Origin of the sequence: Nocardia sp. CA-120079, from assembly GCF_050955745.1 — a bacterium.
Lineage (GTDB): Bacteria > Actinomycetota > Actinomycetes > Mycobacteriales > Mycobacteriaceae > Nocardia.
In genome coordinates this window covers 4,692,941-4,712,418 of sequence record NZ_CP192088.1, presented here as the reverse complement: position 1 = coordinate 4,712,418, position 19,478 = coordinate 4,692,941, and the positions used below count along the sequence as shown (strand labels likewise).

Annotated in this window: 14 protein-coding genes and 1 pseudogene; 3 read left to right on the top strand and 12 right to left on the bottom strand. The window is 63.7% G+C overall.

Annotation, left to right across the window (positions count from 1 at the left end):
• Positions 1-218: 218 nt before the first annotated feature.
• Entirely contained in the window at positions 219-848 is a 630-nt protein-coding gene (locus ACQPYR_RS21660; RefSeq protein WP_433634880.1) for a helix-turn-helix domain-containing protein, read from the bottom strand.
• Between the two features lie 173 nt (positions 849-1,021).
• Here ACQPYR_RS21660 and ACQPYR_RS21655 point away from each other — a divergent pair, with 173 nt between their 5' ends.
• Positions 1,022-4,330 carry a protein kinase domain-containing protein gene (locus ACQPYR_RS21655; RefSeq protein ID WP_433634879.1) on the top strand — a complete coding sequence of 1,103 codons (3,309 nt, stop codon included), beginning with the start codon at positions 1,022-1,024 and terminating at the stop codon, positions 4,328-4,330.
• 328 nt (positions 4,331-4,658) lie between these two features.
• Here ACQPYR_RS21655 and ACQPYR_RS21650 read toward each other — a convergent pair whose 3' ends face one another.
• Positions 4,659-5,099, bottom strand: a complete 441-nt coding sequence (locus ACQPYR_RS21650) for a nuclear transport factor 2 family protein (RefSeq protein ID WP_433634878.1) — start codon at positions 5,097-5,099, stop codon at positions 4,659-4,661.
• Positions 5,100-5,184: 85 nt separating this feature from the next.
• The gene (locus tag ACQPYR_RS21645) at positions 5,185-5,934 is read right to left on the bottom strand and encodes an SDR family NAD(P)-dependent oxidoreductase (protein ID WP_433635207.1); all 750 of its coding nucleotides are present in this window, start codon (positions 5,932-5,934) and stop codon (positions 5,185-5,187) included.
• A 482-nt stretch (positions 5,935-6,416) separates the two neighbouring features.
• Between ACQPYR_RS21645 and ACQPYR_RS21640 the strand changes: the two are divergent.
• Positions 6,417-7,721: pseudogene (locus ACQPYR_RS21640) on the top strand (alpha/beta fold hydrolase).
• An 18-nt stretch (positions 7,722-7,739) separates the two neighbouring features.
• Here the strand turns inward: ACQPYR_RS21640 and ACQPYR_RS21635 are convergent.
• The 9 genes from ACQPYR_RS21635 to ACQPYR_RS21595 are packed head-to-tail and all read right to left on the bottom strand — an operon-like array spanning position 7,740 to position 18,103.
• Entirely contained in the window at positions 7,740-8,639 is a 900-nt protein-coding gene (locus ACQPYR_RS21635) for an SDR family NAD(P)-dependent oxidoreductase (RefSeq protein ID WP_433634877.1), read from the bottom strand.
• A gap of 14 nt (positions 8,640-8,653) precedes the next feature.
• Positions 8,654-9,697, bottom strand: coding sequence for an NADP-dependent oxidoreductase (locus ACQPYR_RS21630; RefSeq protein ID WP_433634876.1), 1,044 nt, complete (start codon positions 9,695-9,697; stop codon positions 8,654-8,656).
• Between the two features lie 10 nt (positions 9,698-9,707).
• Positions 9,708-10,853 (bottom strand): acyl-CoA dehydrogenase family protein, encoded by a 1,146-nt coding sequence (locus ACQPYR_RS21625; RefSeq protein ID WP_433634875.1) that lies wholly within the window; start codon positions 10,851-10,853, stop codon positions 9,708-9,710.
• Between the two features lie 8 nt (positions 10,854-10,861).
• Positions 10,862-11,905 carry an alcohol dehydrogenase catalytic domain-containing protein gene (locus ACQPYR_RS21620; protein WP_433635206.1) on the bottom strand — a complete coding sequence of 348 codons (1,044 nt, stop codon included), beginning with the start codon at positions 11,903-11,905 and terminating at the stop codon, positions 10,862-10,864.
• Positions 11,906-11,959: 54 nt separating this feature from the next.
• Entirely contained in the window at positions 11,960-13,531 is a 1,572-nt protein-coding gene (locus ACQPYR_RS21615) for a class I adenylate-forming enzyme family protein (RefSeq protein WP_433634874.1), read from the bottom strand.
• A 28-nt stretch (positions 13,532-13,559) separates the two neighbouring features.
• Positions 13,560-14,864: an acyl-CoA dehydrogenase family protein gene (locus ACQPYR_RS21610; protein ID WP_433634873.1), complete on the bottom strand. Its 1,305-nt coding sequence runs from the start codon at positions 14,862-14,864 to the stop codon at positions 13,560-13,562.
• 12 nt (positions 14,865-14,876) lie between these two features.
• Positions 14,877-15,722, bottom strand: a complete 846-nt coding sequence (locus ACQPYR_RS21605) for an enoyl-CoA hydratase/isomerase family protein (protein ID WP_433634872.1) — start codon at positions 15,720-15,722, stop codon at positions 14,877-14,879.
• 27 nt (positions 15,723-15,749) lie between these two features.
• Complete coding sequence (locus tag ACQPYR_RS21600) at positions 15,750-16,988, bottom strand: thiolase family protein (protein WP_433634871.1); 1,239 nt, start codon at positions 16,986-16,988, stop codon at positions 15,750-15,752.
• Positions 16,985-18,103, bottom strand: a complete 1,119-nt coding sequence (locus tag ACQPYR_RS21595; protein ID WP_433634870.1) for a saccharopine dehydrogenase family protein — start codon at positions 18,101-18,103, stop codon at positions 16,985-16,987. The genes ACQPYR_RS21600 and ACQPYR_RS21595 overlap by 4 nt, the downstream gene beginning before the upstream one ends.
• Before the next feature lie 326 nt (positions 18,104-18,429).
• Here ACQPYR_RS21595 and ACQPYR_RS21590 point away from each other — a divergent pair, with 326 nt between their 5' ends.
• Positions 18,430-19,398 (top strand): helix-turn-helix domain-containing protein, encoded by a 969-nt coding sequence (locus tag ACQPYR_RS21590; protein ID WP_433634869.1) that lies wholly within the window; start codon positions 18,430-18,432, stop codon positions 19,396-19,398.
• Positions 19,399-19,478 lie beyond the last annotated feature (80 nt).

Sequence of the window (19,478 nt, the reverse complement as noted above, 5' to 3'; positions counted from 1 at the left end):
CGGTGGCCGGCGAGCGGCTCGCTCTCGTGGTGCTCACGGTGTCATTCCATCCCTGCTGCGGGAGTTCACCAAAGATGTTGTGCCGCACCGCGGCACACCACGCATGCAGCGGCGTTCGAAGTTCGGCGAAGTGTCGGCGACGCGGTCCGCGGCCACGGGTGACACCCCTCCAAACCTCTCGCCGTCGTGAGCACCGATCTTGCCTCGGTATGTAATCGTCAGGGCACTGATGCTTGGAGGGACGAAGCTGTCGCCGGGGTGACGGTCGGACCGAACTGGCGAACTTGCGGGATGGTCGTCACCATGTGCGCCACAACTCGCTCGCTCATACAGATGTGGCGATGCGGGACATCACCTGGGAATCGAACGAAATCGCCTGCGGCGAGGTCCACAGGGTCGTTGAGCGGACCGGTACGTAGTTTGCCCGTGATGACGTAAATATGATGCAGCGTTCCCGGCGCGTGCGGTTCGATTGGCTCCGGGTGGCCCCCGGCACGCTCGAGTCGCAGGAGCAGCGTGCGGACATAGCCGGAGCCATAGGTCTCGTCGAGCATGCGTTCGGACCAATGACCGCCGTCGACCCACGCACCGCCCGTAGCTCGCTGCACATACACAGGTGTTCCCCACTCGGTCAGTAGCCGCCGCGCAGTGACATCGAGCGCCGCGCCCAGCTGTGACAGTGTCTCCACCGTCGGGTTGCCGACCCCCTGCTCGATCTTCGACAGCGTCTGCTTCGATAGCCCGGAGCGCCGAGCCAGCTCACCCAACGACATCGCCCGTTCCAGCCGGTAGCGCCGGACATTACGTGCGACGAGCTCGTTCTCGCGGCCGTCACTTTTGATTTGCATATCGTCATTGTTGCGGAACAGTCGACCCTGGCCAAGTTCATGGCTCGTCGTTGTCGGACGGACGAGCCCAGCTTCCGCAGAATGTATGCCAGGCCAGAAGTCGGACGGTAAAGAGCAAGGCGACGGACTGGTGCAGGCTATATCCTGAGGTCGTCACGAAGCAGGACCGGCGTATGGGCGATATCGACCCGTTGAGCACTCAGCGCACCGTGATCCCTGAGGTCACGGCGGAGCTGGCGGCATGCGGATTCACCGACGCACACGAAATCGGGCGCGGCGGATTCGGCGTGGTGTATCGGTGTATTCAGACGGCCTTGGACCGGACGGTGGCGGTAAAAGTGCTCACCGCCGACTTGGACGAGGGGAACTCGGATCGGTTCGTCCGGGAGCAGCGGGCGATGGGACGCCTGACCGGCCATCCGAACATCGTGGGCGTATTGCAGGTCGGCACTGCTCCCACCTCCGGTCGCCCGTACCTGGTGATGCCCTACTATCCCGAGGATTCCCTCGACGCCCGGATCCGCCGGCATGGTCCGCTATCGGCGGAGGAGACACTACGGCTGGGGGTAAAGCTGGCTGGGGCGCTCGAGACCGCGCACCGGCTCGGCATCCTGCACCGGGACGTCAAACCGGGCAACATCCTGATCACCGATTACGGTGAGCCAGCATTGACCGATTTCGGAATCGCGCGCATCCCCGATGGTTTCCATACCGCCACCGGCACGGTGACGGGTTCGCCGGCGTTCACTGCACCGGAAGTGCTGGCGGGCGAAGCGCCCACCCCCGCGGCGGACGTCTACGGACTCGCCGCGACGTTGTTCGCCGCGCTGACGGGGCACGCGGCATTCGAGCGCCGCAGTGGCGAGCAAGTAGTGGCTCAGTTCGTGCGGATCACCACGCAGCCGACGCCGAATCTACGCGAGCACGGCATCGACGAGGACCTCTCGCGGGTGATCGAGCACGCCATGGCACGTACTCCCGGCCAACGGCCTGCCGCGGCGATGTTGGGTGAGCAATTGCAGCAGCTGCAGGCCGGGCGTGGGGGGCCGATCGACGATATGGCGGTACGGGCCGACCCAAGTGACGATCGACCGGAAAGCACCCCGGTTCCGCTGATTCCGGCGACCGCCGTCGGCTCACCGGCGCTGGAGCGCCCACAGTTCGCCTCGGGAGGTAGCGGCAGAGCGTCGGTCCCGCTCGAACTGACGAGCTTCATCGGACGCCGCACGGAAGTGACCGAGGCCAAAAACCTGCTGGCGAGCTGTCGGCTGGTGACGTTGACCGGGATCGGCGGGGTGGGCAAGACACGGCTGGCATCGCGGGTTGCGACCAGCGCGCAACGGGACTCGCAGGGTGGGGTATGCCTTGTCGAGCTCGGGGAGCTGCACGACGGTGGTTTGCTGTGCGGGGTGATCGCCGCCGCTGTGGGGTTGCGCCCGCAAAGCAGACCTGTGCTCGACGCGCTGATCGACTACCTGGCGCCGCGGCAGCTGTTACTGGTGCTCGACAATTGCGAACAAATCGTGGACGCGGCAGCGAAAGCTGGCGAGACCTTGCTGCGGGCATGCCCGCACCTGCGAATCCTTGCCACTAGCCGCGAACCCCTAGGGGTCGGCGGGGAAGCGGTGCTGCGGGTGCGGCCGCTGGCGGTTCCCGAGGCGGATCGACGGCCATCGCTGCGGGGTGCACCGCGCTACGAAGCGCTCACGCTATTCGTCGAACGGGCCGCCGCCGCGGTTCCCGGCTTTGCCCTCACCGAGAACAACGTGGCAACGGTGGCCGCTATCTGTCGCCACCTCGACGGGCTACCGTTGGCGATCGAGTTGGCCGCTGCCCGGTTGCGGGCGCTGTCGCCCGAGCAGATCCTGCAGCGACTAACCGACCGGTACGCGCTGCTGACCCACGGAAGCCGCAGCGCACCGAGCCGCCAGCAGACCCTGCGCTGGTCCATCGACTGGAGTTACTCGCTGTGCACTGCAGCCGAACAAGCGCTCTGGGCACAGCTGTCGGTGTTCGCAGGCAGCTTCGAACTCGACGCGGCCGAACAGGTGTGCCTAGACGACCTCGCGGGAGAGGATCTGCTCGACGTACTGATCGCCCTGGTCGACAAGTCCATCCTGATCCGAGAGGAGTCGGGCTCGGTGGTGCGGTTCCGGCTGCTCGAGACGATTCGCGACTACGGACGCGACAAACTGCGCGAAGCCGGCCAATACACGCAATTGCGACGCCGACACGGAGGTTGGTGCCGGCAGCTCGCCGAAACCGCCGACGCCGACTGGATCAGCCCCCGCCAGCTCGACTGGATCGCCCGCCTCGACCGCGAACAACCGAACCTGCGTGAGGCACTGGACTTCTGCCTGAGCGACATCGGAGCAGAATCCGACGCCGCGTTATCGTTCGCGTCCGCACTGCAGCCGTTCTGGTTCTCCCGGGGTCAGATCAGCGAGGCGCGGCACTGGCTCGACCGTGCCCTCGCCCATGGGACCGCGACCGCCACCGCGGTGCGCGCAAAAGCACTGTGGCGCGCCAGCCTGGTAGCCGAAGCACAAGAGGATGCCCCCGCTGCGGCCGCACTGGTCGTGCAGGCTCGAACACTCGCCGACGCCACCGCCCACCCGACCGTGCACGCGTTCGCCGATCTCACCCAAGCCCTCCACGCAGCCCGCTGCGGCCGCCCTGCCGATGCACGCGCTCCGCTGGAAGCCGCCATCGAATCGTTCGTCGCGCAAGACGACGTCTACGGGCAGATCTTTGCCCTGCTCGGGCTCGGCTGGACGCACGCGCTGCAGGAGAACAGCGCAGCAGCTCTCTTCTACCATGAGCGAGCCCTGGCGATCACCGAATCCCATGGCGATTCCGTCCAACGTTCATATGCGTTGTGGGCCACGGCCGTTGCCGCGTGGCGCCACGATGAAAGCGACCGTGCGCGGCGGCTGTTGCGGCAGGAACTGCAGCTGACCAGGCAGCTGAGAGACCCACTCATGGCCGCTATAGCCCTGGAAACATTGGCATGGATTATCGGAGCCCAAGGCGATGCGCACCGCGCCACCGTGTTGCTGGGTGCCGCGGCAGCGCTGTCGCAGGCGGCGGGCACCTCCCCAGTGCTGTTCCCGAATCTGGCCGTCCACCATGAGGACTGCGAGCGGGCCGCCCGGCATGCCCTCGGCCGACCAGCATTCGAGACCGCGCATCGCGACGGCGCCGCGCTCGATCTCGACGCCGCGACCGAATACGCCCTAGGCGACCAGCGGCGACCCGCAGCCCGTGATGCAGGCCACTTAGCGGAGCTGACCAGACGGGAGCGGGAGGTAGCCGACCTCATCGCCGCCGGTCTGACCAACAAGTCCATCGCCACCCGCCTGCACATCTCCCAGCGCACAGCCGAAGGACACGTCGAACACATCCTGACCAAACTCGGATTCACCTCACGCGCCCAGATCGCCGCCTGGGTCACCCAGCGGAGCCGGCCTGCACACAGTTGAACACCGCAAAGTGGCTGTACAGGCGTTCTCCTCGCCATCGAGGCGGGTGATGCTTTGCCGATGACTCGGCCGAAGGCGACCCGGAGGGAGCGAACGAGCGGTATGCTGCGATGCCGACTCGATAGCCGCCACGTGGGTTCGATCGCGGGAGCCCGGCGCCGCACCCCTCGGTGTATGAGGGATCAGTGCACTGCGACACCCGTGGCAGGTACGACGGTGTCGCAATCACTAGCGTAATGATCAACGCAGCGGGGCGATCCGACACCAGGCAGGACGAGACGTCCTAGTGAAGGACTGTAGATTTGCCGACTACCCGCGACGGAGAACTTCAGTTGGGCTGCAATATCTCAGGATCGCCGACTGTCAGCTGCACCTCAAAGGTCCGGCTACTGATTCGCCAGCCTTCCGCAAGTCGTCGCAATTGATCGCGGTAGATACCGAAACACTCATACGGCTCCAACTCCGACCGCGAACCGGACCCATAGTGATAAACGCGCGCTTTGCAAACAGAGATCGCGGAATCACCGTCGATCTCAACAATATGATTTCCCAAAAGATGCTGCGAAGGGCCACATCCTCCGAGGAAACTCCGGATCGACTTCACAATCGCTTCGCGACCAATCAGCTGTGCACTTTCGTGGCTGCCGTAGCGCGCTACCGCGTCGCCGGAAAATATCTGGTCCAGCATTCCCCATTCCCGGCTATCCAGCGCGTAAGCATAGCGGTTGATAATTTCGATTATCGCAGCCCGATCTGCACATACGGACATGGTTGAACCTCGCTTAATTCGTTCATTCTGATAACCGTCCGACAGGCATTCTCAGTCGATGCCTATGGCCAACTATGAATCCCGGTTAGTAACCCGGACCGGAGAGCAACCCACCATCGACGAGCACTTCAGTCCCTGTACAGTAGCTGGCTGCATCCGAGGCGAGAAACACCACAGTATTGGTGACTTCTGCGGGACGGCCCCAACGCGCGATAGGCAGTGACGGGACGAACGGAGAGTCCGGATCGATATCAGATGCGATCTCCGTGTTCATGGGCGTGAAGATGCCGCCCGGATGAACGGAGTTCACCCTGATGTTACGCGAACCGAGCTCGCGGGCAGCAACTTTCGTTACACCACGAATACCGAACTTGCTTGCAGCGTACGCCGATAAGCCAGCAGCCCCAGCATAACCCTCGACGGACGAGATGTTGACGATCGCGCCGCCGTCGGACATCGCGGGTGCCGCCGCCCTGATGCCTAGCCAGCAGCCTGTCAGATTGACATTCAATATCTCGCGGAACTCGTCCGGCGTTTGCTCAATTATTTTAGCGAATCGAACTATTCCCGCATTATTGACGAGGATATCAAGTTTGCCATACCGCAGAACAGCGACCTTTACGGCTTCGGTCCAGTCCGTTTCACTGGTTACGTCGTGATGCAGGTAGTGCACGGCCGCACCCAGCTCAGCAGCAAGTGCCTTCCCCTCCGAATCGCGGACATCGCCAAAAACGACTTGCGCCCCCTCCGAAACGAACTTTCTCACATGCTCCGCACCCAATCCTCGCGCTCCGCCGGTAATCAACGCAACCTTGTTATCCAGCTGCCCCATAATGGTCCAATCGTCGAATGGTATTCGGAGACTAGATCCACACGACAATGATGGCAGTATGAAATTCCGATCACTGGAACAGATTGGCCTGATATCAGTTGCATTGTCATATCCCGGGCCGCCTGGCCCTCGTCAACTCAAAGTGATCGACCTGCACGGATTGCGCACGGGCACTTGATGCCGACTGCGCACATCCTCTGATCTTGGGTTGATCGGTCCTGTTTATCGCACCTGCCGAGATTGCACCTCGGCGCCGCGGTTACGTCCGGTCCTGCGGTCTCCATCGACATCCGCAACAGTGGCGGTCCGGCGAGTCGGTGGGTCACGGCGATCACCTCGGCCCCATGTTCCGCTCTACGGCACGCGAACTCGGCCGATGCGGATCCGCTGTGCTCGAGTATTAGGCAAACCGAGTGACGGGCGTCACACCATCGGCGTCACCGGCCTTACTCGGCTCACAGCACCACGGGGCGAGAGGAAACCGCATGAGAATTCGTTGGCGCGCAGCGCTTTTGACCATTGTATTGACGACCTCGACGATGGGAGGAGCCGCAGCGACAGCGGACACCGGTTTCTACGATCCCCCCGTCGAGCTCCCGGCCGAGCCTGGCGATGTCATCCGCACTGAACAGTTCAATCCGATTCTGCCCGAACCTGGTGGCAGCGCCCTTATTCAAGGGACCGCGCTGCGGATCATGTACCGGAGCAATGACACTCACGACCAGCCCACACCGGTCACCGGGACCTATTTCCCGCCCACCATGCGGTGGACCGGACCTGGACCGCGGCCGCTTATCGCGGTCGCGTCAGGGACGATCGGCCAAGGCCAGCAGTGTGCCCCGTCGAAATTGTTCGGTGAGCTTATCCACTTCGACCCGCCACTGGATTTCATGGTGAACTACGAGGTCGCAACCGTATACCCACTGCTCGCGCTCGGAGCCGCGGTAGTGATGACCGACTATCACGGATTGGGCACTGGCGGAATCCATGATTACGTCAACCGGGCCGCCGAGGCTCATGCTGTGCTCGACTCCGCTCGGGCGACAAAACATCTGCCCGATACGACGGTGAACGACGACACTCCGATTGTTCTGTTCGGGTATTCCCAAGGCGGGCAGGCAGCTGCCGCGGCCGCTGAGCTGCAGGGGACCTACGCACCCGAACTGAACGTCGTCGGCACCTAGGCCGGTGGCGTCCCCGCAGACTTACGGGCCAACTTTGCCAGCCTCGCCGTGGATGGTGGACCCATTTTCGGCGCGGGCGGCGGAACTGCGCTGATCGGCTACTTTCTCAACGGCGCGTATGCCGACTACCCCGAGAGCCGACCCGAGATCGATCGGATGCTGAACCCCAAGGGCCAAGCCATGCTTCGGGACACTGCCCAGACTTGCATTCCAGAAGCACTACTGCGTTACGGCTGGCACCCTTCAAGTGAATTCACTTCTGATGGACGACCTTTCAGCGAGTGGATAGCCACTTCGGCCGCGTTGGCCCGAGTCATCGACGAACAACGTCTCGGAAACTTCACGCCGATCGCACCGGTGCTACTGGCGAACTCGACCACCGATGACGTTATGCCGTATGTCCCGGTTCGTCAGCTCGCTGCGGCCTGGTGCGCACGGGGTGCGAAAGTCCTTCTTTCTCAGGTTGATTCGATTCCCACGTTATTGCCGAGCACCGGCACCGACCACGGTCTCGCGTATCTCCCCGCCGTCGCCGAGGCACGAGACTGGCTGATGCGACTGTTGGCCGGTGCGGAAGCACCGGCCAACTGCGCAAACCTGCCATAACAACGGCGTTCGGAGCGATCAGCTCGAACTACCACCGGAGTCTTGACTCCGCTGTTGATGTGCCGCAAGTGGACCACGGCTGAAAGCCGCTGCGAAGCTTCCCTTTTCGAGAACCTTCGCTTCGGTCAAACCATCCACTTCGGGCGCGATGCGGCCGAACTGCCGGTCGATGACCGACCACAAGAGGCCGCGGATGATGTGCTGGATCCGCAGAGAGCGCGGGACGAAGATGCGGCGCGCTCTCCGTCGGATTCCTCGCACCAGTAAGTCGGCAGCCACTTCGACCCGGAAGGTCTTGTGCGCGGCACCGGGAAGCTTGCTACGCATCCGGGCGAGGTCGGCATGCTCTCGGTCGCCGTCGCGCACCATCGGCGTGTCGATGAACATGAGATACGCGATGCCCACCCCGACCCCGAGGTGCGCGACCTCGGTCCGGAGTGTGTTCAACAGCGCTTCCAGTCCCGCCTTGCTCGCGCCATAGAAGGACTCCCCCGGCGGACTCATGATCGCGGCCGCCGAAGCCACACCGAGGATGTAACCGCGACTGGAGATCAGATGCGGCAGGCAGGTATGGATGAAACGCCAGTTGCCTGTGAGGTTGACGTCCAGCTGGACGGCCAGCACCTCGGGATCCAAATGCCTTGCCACACCAACGGTTCCGATACCCGCGTTCGATATCGCCACATCGATCCGACCGAACTTTTCGAGAACGGTTTCGATCGCGGCGCTCACCGACTTCGGCTTGACGATGTCGCACTCCACAGCGATCGCGGCATCTCCGATCAGCTCTGCTGCGCGACCGGCAGCGTCACCATCGATGTCCAGGATCGCTACCCGGTGAGAGTTGGCCAGACGGCGCGCGACTTCCAAGCCGATTCCACTTGCACCGCCGGTGATCACTGCTACTGGATTAGCCATGTCAGTTCGTTGTCCTAATCCTGATCCGCCACTCGCAGCAGCAGTTTGCCGGGTTCCTTCCCAGAGAACATGGTCGGCAGCAATGCTGGCGCGTTTTCGAAACCGTCGATGATGCGTTCTGCTACGTGCAGACGGCCTTCGGCAACCCATTCCGCGAGCTGCGCCGCTCCGTCGGCCAGTTGGTCGCGATAGAAGAACAGCAGAATGCCTTGCATCGTCAGTTGCTTGGTGCAGATCTGCATATAGTTCTTCGGTCCTGGTACCTGCACCTCGGTGTAGCCCGAGGACATGGCGCCACAGATCAGGACCCGTCCGAGCGGCGCCATATGGACCAGCAAGGTGTCCAGCATATCGCCGCCGACATTGTCGAAGTAGGCGTCGACACCATTGGGGCACAGCTCTTTCAAGCGCTCCGCGATGTCGTCGTTCTTGTAGTCGATGACCGCGTCGTAGCCGGGCTGCTCGAGGACCCAGCGGCTCTTGTCCGGGCCGCCGGCGATACCGATAACCGTCTTCGCGCCGAGCGCCTTGGCAATGCCCCCGGCCAGAGAGCCGGTGGCCCCGGTCGCCGCTGAAATCACGACGGTATCGCCCGGCTTGACCTTCAGCCCGTCCACTACGCCGAAGTACGCGGTCAGGCCGCCGACACCGAATACGCCGAGATTCCAGGACAGCGGATAATCCGCCTTTGGCAGCACGCGCAGCGGCATGGGACCGTCGCTTCGGGCGAGAACGTAGTCCTGCCAGCTCATAAAGCCCTCGACGAGGTCGCCGACAGAGTATGCGGGATCGCGGGTGGCGACAACTTGGCCGATGCCCATGGTGCGCATCGGTTCACCGATCTGGATCGATGGCATATAGCCGCCATCGTCGGTGAGCCAGATGCGCTGGCTGGCATCGAAGCCGAAATACAATGTGCGGACGAGTACTTCGCCCTCTGCGGGCTCCGGGATCGCCGCCTCGTGATAGCGGAAGTGCTCCGGTGTGACCGCGGCCGTCGGGCGTTCCGCGAGCAACCATTGACGGTTGACCGCGGCTGGGTCGGTGGCTTGCGACATATCTTCTCTCCTAAAGGCCGAGATCACGGCCGATGAGTTCTTTCATGATTTCGTTGGTTCCGGCCCAGATCTTGGTGATCCGCGCATCGCGCCACGCACGGGCGACGCGGTACTCGTTCATGAAGCCGTACCCGCCGTGCAGCTGTACGCAGCGGTCGAGAACCTGGTTCTGTACCTCAGCTGCCCACCATTTGATCTTCGCGGCATCAGTCGCCGAAAGTTCCGCGCGCGTATGGGCGATCACGCACTGGTCGAGAAAGGTTGTCGTGACGTCCATGGTTGTGACCAGTTCAGCGAGAGTGAACTTGTTGTACTGAAACGATCCGACCGGTTGGCCGAAGGCCTTCCGCTGCTTCACGTATTCGATGGTCTCGCGCAGAATCTGGGCGGCGTGGCCAACGCTGGTGACCGAAGTCGCCAGGCGTTCTTGGGCCAATAGTCGCATCATCGCGATGAAGCCGCGGTCTACTTCGCCGAGCCGGTTACGGTCGGGCACCCGCACGTCGTCGAAGAACAACTCGGCGGTATCGGCTTCGTCCTGGCCGACCTTGTCGAGTTTGCGGCCGCGGCTGAAGCCCGCCATGCCGTCCTCGACTACGAACAATGTGATCCCTTTGGCGCCCGCACCTGCTGTGGTGCGAGCCGCGACGATCACCAGATCGGCTTGGAAACCGTTGGTGATGAACGTCTTCGCACCGTTGATCACCCAGTCGTCCGCGTCACGGACCGCGGTCGTCTTCAGCGCGGCCAGATCTGTGCCGCCCGACGGCTCGGTCATGCCGATCCCGCAGATCAGCTCTCCCGCCGCGATTCCGGGCAGCCAGCGCTGCTGCTGTTCTTCGCTGCCCAGTTCGACGATATAGGGCGGGCATACATCAGAGTGGATGCCAAAGCACGACGAGACGCCGAGGCTCAGTGCCGCGACCTCCTCGGCGACAATCGCGTTGAACCTGAAGTCGTCTGTTCCCGCGCCGCCGAACCTTTCCGGAATCGCCAGCCCCAGCAGTCCCTGGGCACCGGCCTCCTTCCAGATATCCCGCGGCACGGTCTTGTCCGCCAACATCTGCTCGTGGCGAGGCTTCAATACCCGGTCGACGAAACCGCGCACGGAGTCGCGAAACAGCTCGTGTTCGGGTTCGTAGATGGTGCGTCGCATAATTCCCCTCAGGCCTGCGGCAGGACGACGAGACGGACGGGGTTGCCCACGCGGCCGTTGAGCTGTGCGATGCCCTTGTCGATTTCGGTCAGCGGCATCGTGGCGGTCACCGATGCGGAAACGTCGAGCCGCTCGAGTTCGACGAGCGATACGAGCTGCTCCAGATGGCGCAGGCCGCCGCCCAGGTGACCGCGGATCTCCTGCATCCGCAGCTGGATCGTCAAGGGATCCGGCAAATTGATGGGTTCGGGAGTCAGACCGACGAGCACTGCCTTACCGGCTTGCCCCAGCGCGGCCGCCGCCTGCGCCCGAACAGCATTGAAGCCGACGAACTCGACGGCGGCATCGAGCCCGCTCCCCTTCGTCAGCCTCCTGATTTCGTCGAGGTGCCCCGGATCCGACGGATCCAGTGCGACATCGGCGCCGAGCCGCAATGCACGGTCCCGGGCGGGCTCGGAGGGATCGAGGGCGATGATCGGTGCCGCACCGGCGAGCCGTGCGATCTGGACAGCGTGCGTTCCCAGACCACCGAGCCCCCAGATCCCGATCGATTGGCCCGTACGCAGCGCCGCCGTATCGACCAGCGCCGCATAGGGTGTGGTCACCGCGTCGGCGAGAATGGCCGCCTGTTCGAGCGGAATGTGGTCGGGCACCGCCACGAGCTGTTCGTACCCGACGACGACGTACTGAGCCCAGGCCCCGTCGTAGTACGCGCCCATCACCTGCACGTCGAGGCACACATCGGCACCCCGGCCGCGCACACAATTCGCGCACCGGCCACAGGCGCGGCCTGGCGTCAGCGCGACCCGCCCGCCCTCCTTCCAACGATCGGGTACCGCCGCGCCGACGGCCGCGATGATGCCCGCGGCCTCATGTCCGGGTGTCACGTCCGGGATCGGTGGCGGCAGCAGTCCCTCTATCAGGTGGACATCGGACATACAGATGCCACATGCCTCGACCCGTACGAGCACCTCGCCGCGTCCGGGTTCCGGGATGGCGACCTGTTCCAGGGCGAAGGTCCGGGTGTCCGCGTGATACCGCGCGGCCATCATGGTGGTCAATGAATTCTCGATTCGTCGCCAGGCGGGACCAGCCCGCCGGTGGTGTCAGATCTGCCGTTCGTGTCCGCGCCAGAACGATTCGCGGACATCCTTTTTCAAGACCTTGCCGTTTGCACTGCGCGGCAGTTCGGCGACGAACACGACCTTCTTGGGGGTGCGGATGCCGCCCAGCGTGGGACGGCAGTAGGCGATCAGCTCTTCCTCGGAGACCTGCGCACCCTCGTTCAGTTCGACCACCGCGGTGACGGCCTCGCCCCAGTCCTGATGCGGGGTACCGATTACCGCGCAGTCCTGCACGGCGGGGTGCGACCAGAAGACCTGTTCGACCTCACTCGGATAGACGTTGAAACCGCCCGAAATGATCATGTCTTTCTTGCGGTCGGTGATGTGCAGGAAGCCCTCGGCGTCGAGGTAGCCGATATCACCGGTGTGCAACCAGCCATCGACGATCGTCTCGGCGGTCTTGTCGGGAGCTTTGTAGTAGCCCTTCATGACCAGATCACCGCGCACACAGATTTCACCCGGCTGGCCGGTCGGCAGGATCTTTCCGTCGTAGTCCATGACCTCCACACGCACCATCGGCCCCGGCCGACCGGCAGCCGAAAGCCTGGTGTCATCGGCGATCTCCCCATCGCGGAAGTGATCTTCCGGTCGCAGGAAGGCAATGCCCGACGGCGCCTCGGTCTGCCCATAGCCCTGGTGCAGCACCGGACCGAACACCTCGATGGCGCGGCGCAGCTTCTCCGTCGACATGGGAGCGGACCCGTACATCAGGTATTCGAGCGAGGAGAAGTCCCGCTGTTCGATACCGGGGATCTCCAGCAGTCGGTAGATCACCGTCGGCGGCAGGAAAAGCTCTGTGACACGGTGCTTTTCGATCAGGTCGAGCAACGCGACCGGATCCGGACGCGTCATGACGACAACGGTTCCGCCCCGGGCGGTGCACGGCAGGGTGAGCGTGCCCGCCGTGTGCGTCATCGGGGCGGCGACGAGATTCACGATCTTCTTATTCGCCGGGTAGGGGGCGGCGAGCATCTGGTGCACGGCACTGACGGTCAAGCTTCGGTGGGTGTTCATCACCCCCTTCGGCGCTCCGGTCGTACCACCGGTCGGCATGATTCCAGCGACACCGTCGGCGGCCGGAATATAGTCCGGCACATCGCCTGCCGCTCCGGCCAGGAATTCGTCCAGCACTCGAGCATCGGCCGTCTCGGCCGCTGCGGTGTCGCTGCCCAGCGAGACCACGGTGCGCATTTGCTCCAGCTCGGTCCGGAGTTTGGCGACCACCGGCAGGAACTGTTCATGGCAGAACAGCACCTCGCAGTCGAACCCTGACAGCAGCCGCTGGATTTCCTCCGGTGGATTGGCCGGGTTGACCGGTACCCATGCCAGCCCTGCCCGCCAGAGGCCGAGCACGCACGCCCAGGCCAATGGGTCGTTGCCCGCCAGCACGGCGCCCTTTGTCTCGGGCGCAAGTCCCTGCTGGAGAAGCGCATTTGCTACTCGGCAGGACAGTTCGCCGATTTCGGCGTATGTGTACTCACGATCGCCGGCGACGAAGGCGATGCCCTCAGGATCGGCTCGCCAGCCGCGATCGAAGAAGTCGGTAATTGCCATGAAGATCTTTCCTTTTCGAGCGCCGACCTCAGGGGTGCAGCTTGCCGGCGCGATGCAGCATCGAGTTCAAAACACCGAACTTCATTGCCAGCAGGTTGTTTTCGCCGTCTTCGATGCGCGAGGCACGGGCGTCACGGAACAGCTTTTCCATCGGGTATTCCCGGGTGAGGCCGTAGCCACCGAACAGCTGCAGGGCTTCGTCGGCCACCTCGAAGGCCAGCTCGGTGCAGGTCACCTTGGCCGACGCGGTGTAGTACGGGTGCTTCTGGGGTGAGAGGAATGTGTAATCGGTGGCGCGGCGAGCTACCGATCGCATGGTTTCGACCTTACGGGCGAGGTTGCCGAGCCGATATTGCGTCAACTGGTGGTCCGCCAGCAACGCACCACCCTGCTTACGCTCGTGGGTGTACTCCACCGCGTACTCGAACGCGGCGCGCGCCAGGCCGGTCATGATCTGGCTCATTGCGACACCCGCGGTGGACCAGGTACCTGCGTGGCCACGCCAGTAGTCATCGCCGAGCGAGAGCGCGAATCGCACAGGGACTTTCACATTGTCGAAGAAGATCTCCCCCTGCGGCTGCGCCCGCTTGCCCAGCTTCTCCAGCGGACGGCCGCGGCTGACGCCCGGAAGATCCAGCGGCACAATCACTTCTACGCCGCGGGGATGTCCCTCGTTGTCGAAGAAGCCCTCACCATAGTCCGCTGCGATGGTCAGCAGGCCGACCTGAGCGACCGGCCCGTTGGTAACCCATGCCGAGCTCTGGCCGTTGATGACGATCTCACCGCCGGATACCCGCGCGGTGAGGTTGCCCTTGTTGCCTTGTGTGGCGGCGGCGTGTCGTTCGCTCGGATACAGGCTCAGCCCGTCGGAACCGCGGTCGGGCTGAGTGCCGACCCACGCACCGAGTTTGCCCGTGCACAGCTCGACCAGTTCCTGGTTGCCGGCCCGCGCCGCCATCATCTTCGGAAAGGCCCCAGCGCCGAGCGTGACGGCCAAGCCGGCGTCACCCCAGCCGAGCTCCTCGACAGCAATAGCCTGCAGACGAGCCATTGCGGCCGGGGGCACGCCCTCCATCGCGTTGTCGAATTCGATGCCGGAGGTGACGACCGTATGCAGGAATTCCCAGAACGGCGAACCCGGCGCGACAACCTCTTCCGCGGTGAGCTTGTCGAGCGCGATACCGGCGGGACGGATCACGTCCCTGGCGAATCCGTGCAATGCCTGCTGCACGGCGCGTTCGTCCTCACCGAGCACTTCGAATCCGGACAATTCCGTGTGCGGGATAACCGGCCGCACGGACGCACGCACATCGTTGTCGAGTTGCTGTGTCATGGCACGTCTCCCTTATTTCGCCGTTGCGGAAAGTGATTCGGCGATAGTGCCGGGCAGATCACGCTCGTGCTCGACGTCCTGCAGCTTGGCCAGTCCCTGCAGGTATTCCTGCACCGCGGGGATCGCCAGCAGGGTTTTCATGGCGGTGTTCTCGACGGCGAATCCGGCAAACTGCGCATCGACCGCGCTCGTGTAGACCGTCTTCAGCACCTCACCCACCGCGGCGACCGACGCAGCCGGGCGCGCCGCGATGCGCTGCGCCAGATCATCGACATACGAACGAATTTCCTTCGCGTCCAAAGCCTTGTTGACGATGCCGTACGCCGCAGCCTCGGTGCCGTCGAAATCCCTTGCCGACAACACGATTTCCCGAGTGCGGGCCGGGCCGATCTGAAGCGCGAGCCGCGTGGTGCCGCCGCCGGTCGGCAGGAATCCCCCACTGGCCTCCGGGAAACAGAACTTGCTCTCCGGCGTCGCGAAGCGGATATGGGTTGCCAGCAGGAACTCCAACCCGCCGCCACGCACAATGCCGTCGACGAGGCTGATCGTCACCTGCGGCAGTGCCTCCCACATGGTGGTCAGCGCCTGCAGCACGTTGATGTCGTCGTACTTGCTCTGCGGCACCGACGGGTCGTTCATCGCCCGGAACATGTCTTGCAGATCGAAATGCGCGATGAAGAATTCGGGATTCGCGCTACCGAACACGACAACACCGGTTTCCTGATCGAACACCAGCTTGCCCGCCAGATCGAACAGTTCGCCGACCATCTCGATGGTCATCAGGTTCAGCGGCGCGTTGTCGAAATCGACGTAGAGGACGCGGCCGTCGCGGCGTACCTTCAATGTCTTGTATTCCATGGTGACTCCGTAATTTTCGGGTGCGTCTCAGGCACCGAGGATGGTGATCGCGGCGACGGCTTCCTCACCGCTGTACATACCGCCGCCGTTCTCCGCGAGTGCGATTCGTGCACCGGGGACCTGGCGGTCACGAACTTCTCCGCGCAACTGCTGGACGAGTTCGTAGATCTGGGCAAGCCCGGTGGCGCCCATGGGATGGCCCTTGGACTCGAGGCCGCCCGAAGGGTTGACCGGAAGCCCCCCGCCGAGAGTGGTGGCACCCGATTCGGCGAACTTGCCACCGGTGCCGATCTCACAGAAGCCGAGCAGCTCGGTCTGCAACAGTTCGCCGAACGCCGAAGCGTCGTGTACTTCCGCTACATCGATGTCGTCAGGTCCTAGGCCTGCCTGCTCGTAGGCCGCCAGTGCGGCATTTCGGCTGATCGAACGTTCCCAATCCGATAGCGGCCGAACGGTTCCCGACGCCATCGCGGTAGCCAGCACCCGGACACCGCGGCTGATGCCGATGCGACGCAACCCCGCGGCGTTCACGACGACCGCCGCTGCTGCTCCATCGGTCAACGGTGCGCACATCGGCACGGTCAATGGTTCGGTCACCATCCGCGCCGCGAGGACCTGCTCAACCGTCATCGGATCCTGAAAATGCGCCAGATCGTTGTGCTCGGCGTGGCTGTGATTCTTAGCGGCGATCAGTGCCAGCTGCTCTTTCGTCGTGCCGAACGTCTTCATGTGCGAGCGCGCGAGAGCGCCGTAGATGTCCATGAAGGTGCTGCGGGGAGCGGCTTCGTCGATCTCGACCTCGCCGCCGAGTTCGCGAAGAATCGCGCGCAGCCCGTCTGGATCGTGGACATCCACGCCGCCGTCGAAGACCGCAAGAGACCTGCGCTTGTCACCGATGTTCAGCTTCTCCACACCGACGGCGAGCACAACGTCGCCGGCACCGGAACGCACATGCATCACTGCTTGATGCAGCGCGGTAGCCGCTGTGGCGCAAGCGTTCTCGACGTTGACGATCGGAAGGCGCTCGAACCCCATGGAACGCAGAGCAATCTGGCCGGGCACGACGGCCTGACCTTCGAGCAAGCCCTGGCAGGTGTTGCCGAAGTATGCGGCATCGACCTCACCGAGCTCCATGCCCGCGTCGGACAGCGCCTCTACCACTGCGTCGCGGGTCAGATCCTTGACCGAAGCGTCACGCCGCACACCGAAGGGGGTCATGCCCACTCCGATGATCCACACTGGCTCGGCGGCACTGCCCGTCGTCACGACGCGCTTTCTTCGGTGATCCGCGCGAATCCGTAGGACTCGAGGGCGCCCATGAGCTCTCGGTGTCCGAGAAGTTCAGCCGGAGAGCGGAATCCGACACCGTTGTAGGTGTTGCCGAGCAGTCGCATAGCAGCGTAGGCCTGCATGAGGCCTGTCATCTGATAACCGGTGCTCGAATGAATTACCACCCGAGACGTCGCGATATTGCCGCGTGCGGTACACCAGTCGACGGAGCGCTGAATCTGACGGTTCTCCCGCGGCGGGCTGCCGGGGGTCATCATGGCGGCCATCCGATCCAGCAACGGGTACAGGGCCTCGTCCGGCAGCCACTGCAGCGACACCTTGAACAGCCGTTCGACATCGAGGACTCGCCGCCAGATGTCCTGGTTCTGCATCGCGACGTACATCTTGCAATTGCGGACACGGCGATCGTTCTTGAAGAACACCGGCATGGCGGTGCCACCCCAGTTGGTGCCCTTGAGCACGAAGCCGGTGCCCGGCACGACCAGGTCCTTGAGCTCCACGCCGTCGTACTTCTTGAGCTGGCCGTCCTCCAGGTAGTGCGCTTGCGCGCGGATGACGTCGAAGATCGACTGTGTAGAACCCACCGTGGGAATCGCACACGCGTAGGAACCCAGCTCCAGGCTGTCGACACCCGGAGTCTCCAGGCAGATGCGGGCGGCGATGTCGTGCAGCGCGTACTGGATCGACATCGCGGTGGACACCGCGCGACCTTTAGCCGCGAACCTCGGCCCGAACTCGTCCTGTACGCGCAGCATGTGCAACTGTTCGCCCGCTGTGTCGACATAGTGCACCCCGGCCTGCACCGCGGCCTCCAGCGCCGGCGGTGCGTAGCGCAGGAACGGACCGACGACGTTGCACACCACCTCACGGCCATCGAAGAGCTCGGTCAGCGACTCCACCGATCCGTCTGTCTCGGCGATTTCGTAGTCGGCGGTCTCGATGCCGGGAACCTTGTCCATGACGGCCTGGATCCTGGCCTTGTCGCGGCCCGCGGCCACGAACGGAATGCTGTATTCACGCAGGTACTCGGCCACCAGACGGCCAGTGGACCCGCTGGCCCCGTACACCACAACCGGACGCCGATCAGTCACGGCTGCTCCTTCCGATAAGCGCCGAGATCCCAACACCGCGGGACTCGGCCTGACGTTTCGACGGCAGGTGGCTTCCGGCTTCCGGTACGCCACCGCCCTGTGACCTAGACAACTCTCCCCAGCAGCCAAGGCTTACGCTTGTACGTGAGTGCACGATCGGTTGCGCTTTCGCGCACAGCCGCTGCAGACTCCCGCCGCTTGCAGTAGCAACCGGCCCGTTCCGCGTGGTGGCACGAATCGGTTGCCATCGCGCACAGATGCGAATTGACTGGAAAAAGAGTTTTGGCACGTTTCCGCACGTGCTCGCCGACGAAGGTGGGTCCGAATTGACCGCAGCGACGTTCTGGTCAACTGAGGGGTTGCCGCGTACTGGCGCGTTCGACGCCTGGAACAGCAAGATGTCCGAATTGCACCTGACGTGGTCGCTGACGTTTCCCAAGGACGAACAATTCAACGCCGCCATCCGCTACCGCAGGCTGGATGGCCTCACGGTCGCCGACTTCGACGGCGGCCGGTTCGCCGGGCGCCGGGCAGTTACCGGACAATCTGTGGACCGCGATCAGCTGGTCGGGGTTTCCATGAATCTCAGCGGCCGCGTGGTATGCCGCTACGCGGGCGAGGAAGTACTGCTCGCACCTGATCAACTGCTGGTGTGGGACGGGGAGCTGGCACAAGGTTTCGACGCGGTCGACCCACACCGCGAACTCACGCTGTTGCTTCCCCGAGATCGGGTCCCAGATGGTCTGGCCACCCTCGCCTCACGTACCGCCGGCGCTGTGTCAGCCGCGGCCGGGACCGGACTGCTGGCCATTGCCGCCGATCAATTACGCGCTATCGCAAGAGAATTGGAGAATCTCAGCGATGCCGCTCTATCGATCGCGTGCCAGAGCTTCTTCGATACCCTCGATTCCGCACTGGCCCCACTGGACGCACGCCCGCCCTCAACGACTCGCTCCGCGATGCTGGTCCGTATTCGCCGCTACATTGGGGACCACCTCGACGATCCGGCTCTCTGTGCAGGCTCCATCGCGGCCGCGCATGACATTTCGGTTCGCACGCTGCATCTCGTGTTCGCCGATACGGGAACCACAGTGGGCCGTTGGATCCGCGACCGGCGACTGAAGGAGTGCTACCGCGAACTTTCCCGCGCCGGTGGATACCGAACCGTCACCGATGTGGCGTATCGGTGGGGCTTCAGCGACGCCGCCCACTTCAGCAGAAGCTTCAAACAGGCCTTCGGTGTCACGCCGAGTAGCGTGCTTGCCGGTGACGCTGGGTTGACCCGGAACTCCTGAGCGCCGGGCCACCAGCGCTGGATTTCGGAGCTGCCGTAATCAGTTTGAGCAATTCGTAGTCGCCGTTGCCGTATACGTGC

What these genes read in the sequence shown, in the direction of transcription:
- ACQPYR_RS21660 (WP_433634880.1), bottom strand. Translation starts at nt 848, where the DNA reads ATGCAAATCAAAAGTGACGGCCGCGAGAACGAGCTCGTCGCACGTAAT.
- ACQPYR_RS21655 (WP_433634879.1), top strand. Translation starts at nt 1,022, where the DNA reads ATGGGCGATATCGACCCGTTGAGCACTCAGCGCACCGTGATCCCTGAG.
- ACQPYR_RS21650 (WP_433634878.1), bottom strand. Translation starts at nt 5,099, where the DNA reads ATGTCCGTATGTGCAGATCGGGCTGCGATAATCGAAATTATCAACCGC.
- ACQPYR_RS21635 (WP_433634877.1), bottom strand. Translation starts at nt 8,639, where the DNA reads ATGGCTAATCCAGTAGCAGTGATCACCGGCGGTGCAAGTGGAATCGGC.
- ACQPYR_RS21630 (WP_433634876.1), bottom strand. Translation starts at nt 9,697, where the DNA reads ATGTCGCAAGCCACCGACCCAGCCGCGGTCAACCGTCAATGGTTGCTC.
- ACQPYR_RS21625 (WP_433634875.1), bottom strand. Translation starts at nt 10,853, where the DNA reads ATGCGACGCACCATCTACGAACCCGAACACGAGCTGTTTCGCGACTCC.
- ACQPYR_RS21620 (WP_433635206.1), bottom strand. Translation starts at nt 11,905, where the DNA reads ATGATGGCCGCGCGGTATCACGCGGACACCCGGACCTTCGCCCTGGAA.
- ACQPYR_RS21615 (WP_433634874.1), bottom strand. Translation starts at nt 13,531, where the DNA reads ATGGCAATTACCGACTTCTTCGATCGCGGCTGGCGAGCCGATCCTGAG.
- ACQPYR_RS21610 (WP_433634873.1), bottom strand. Translation starts at nt 14,864, where the DNA reads ATGACACAGCAACTCGACAACGATGTGCGTGCGTCCGTGCGGCCGGTT.
- ACQPYR_RS21605 (WP_433634872.1), bottom strand. Translation starts at nt 15,722, where the DNA reads ATGGAATACAAGACATTGAAGGTACGCCGCGACGGCCGCGTCCTCTAC.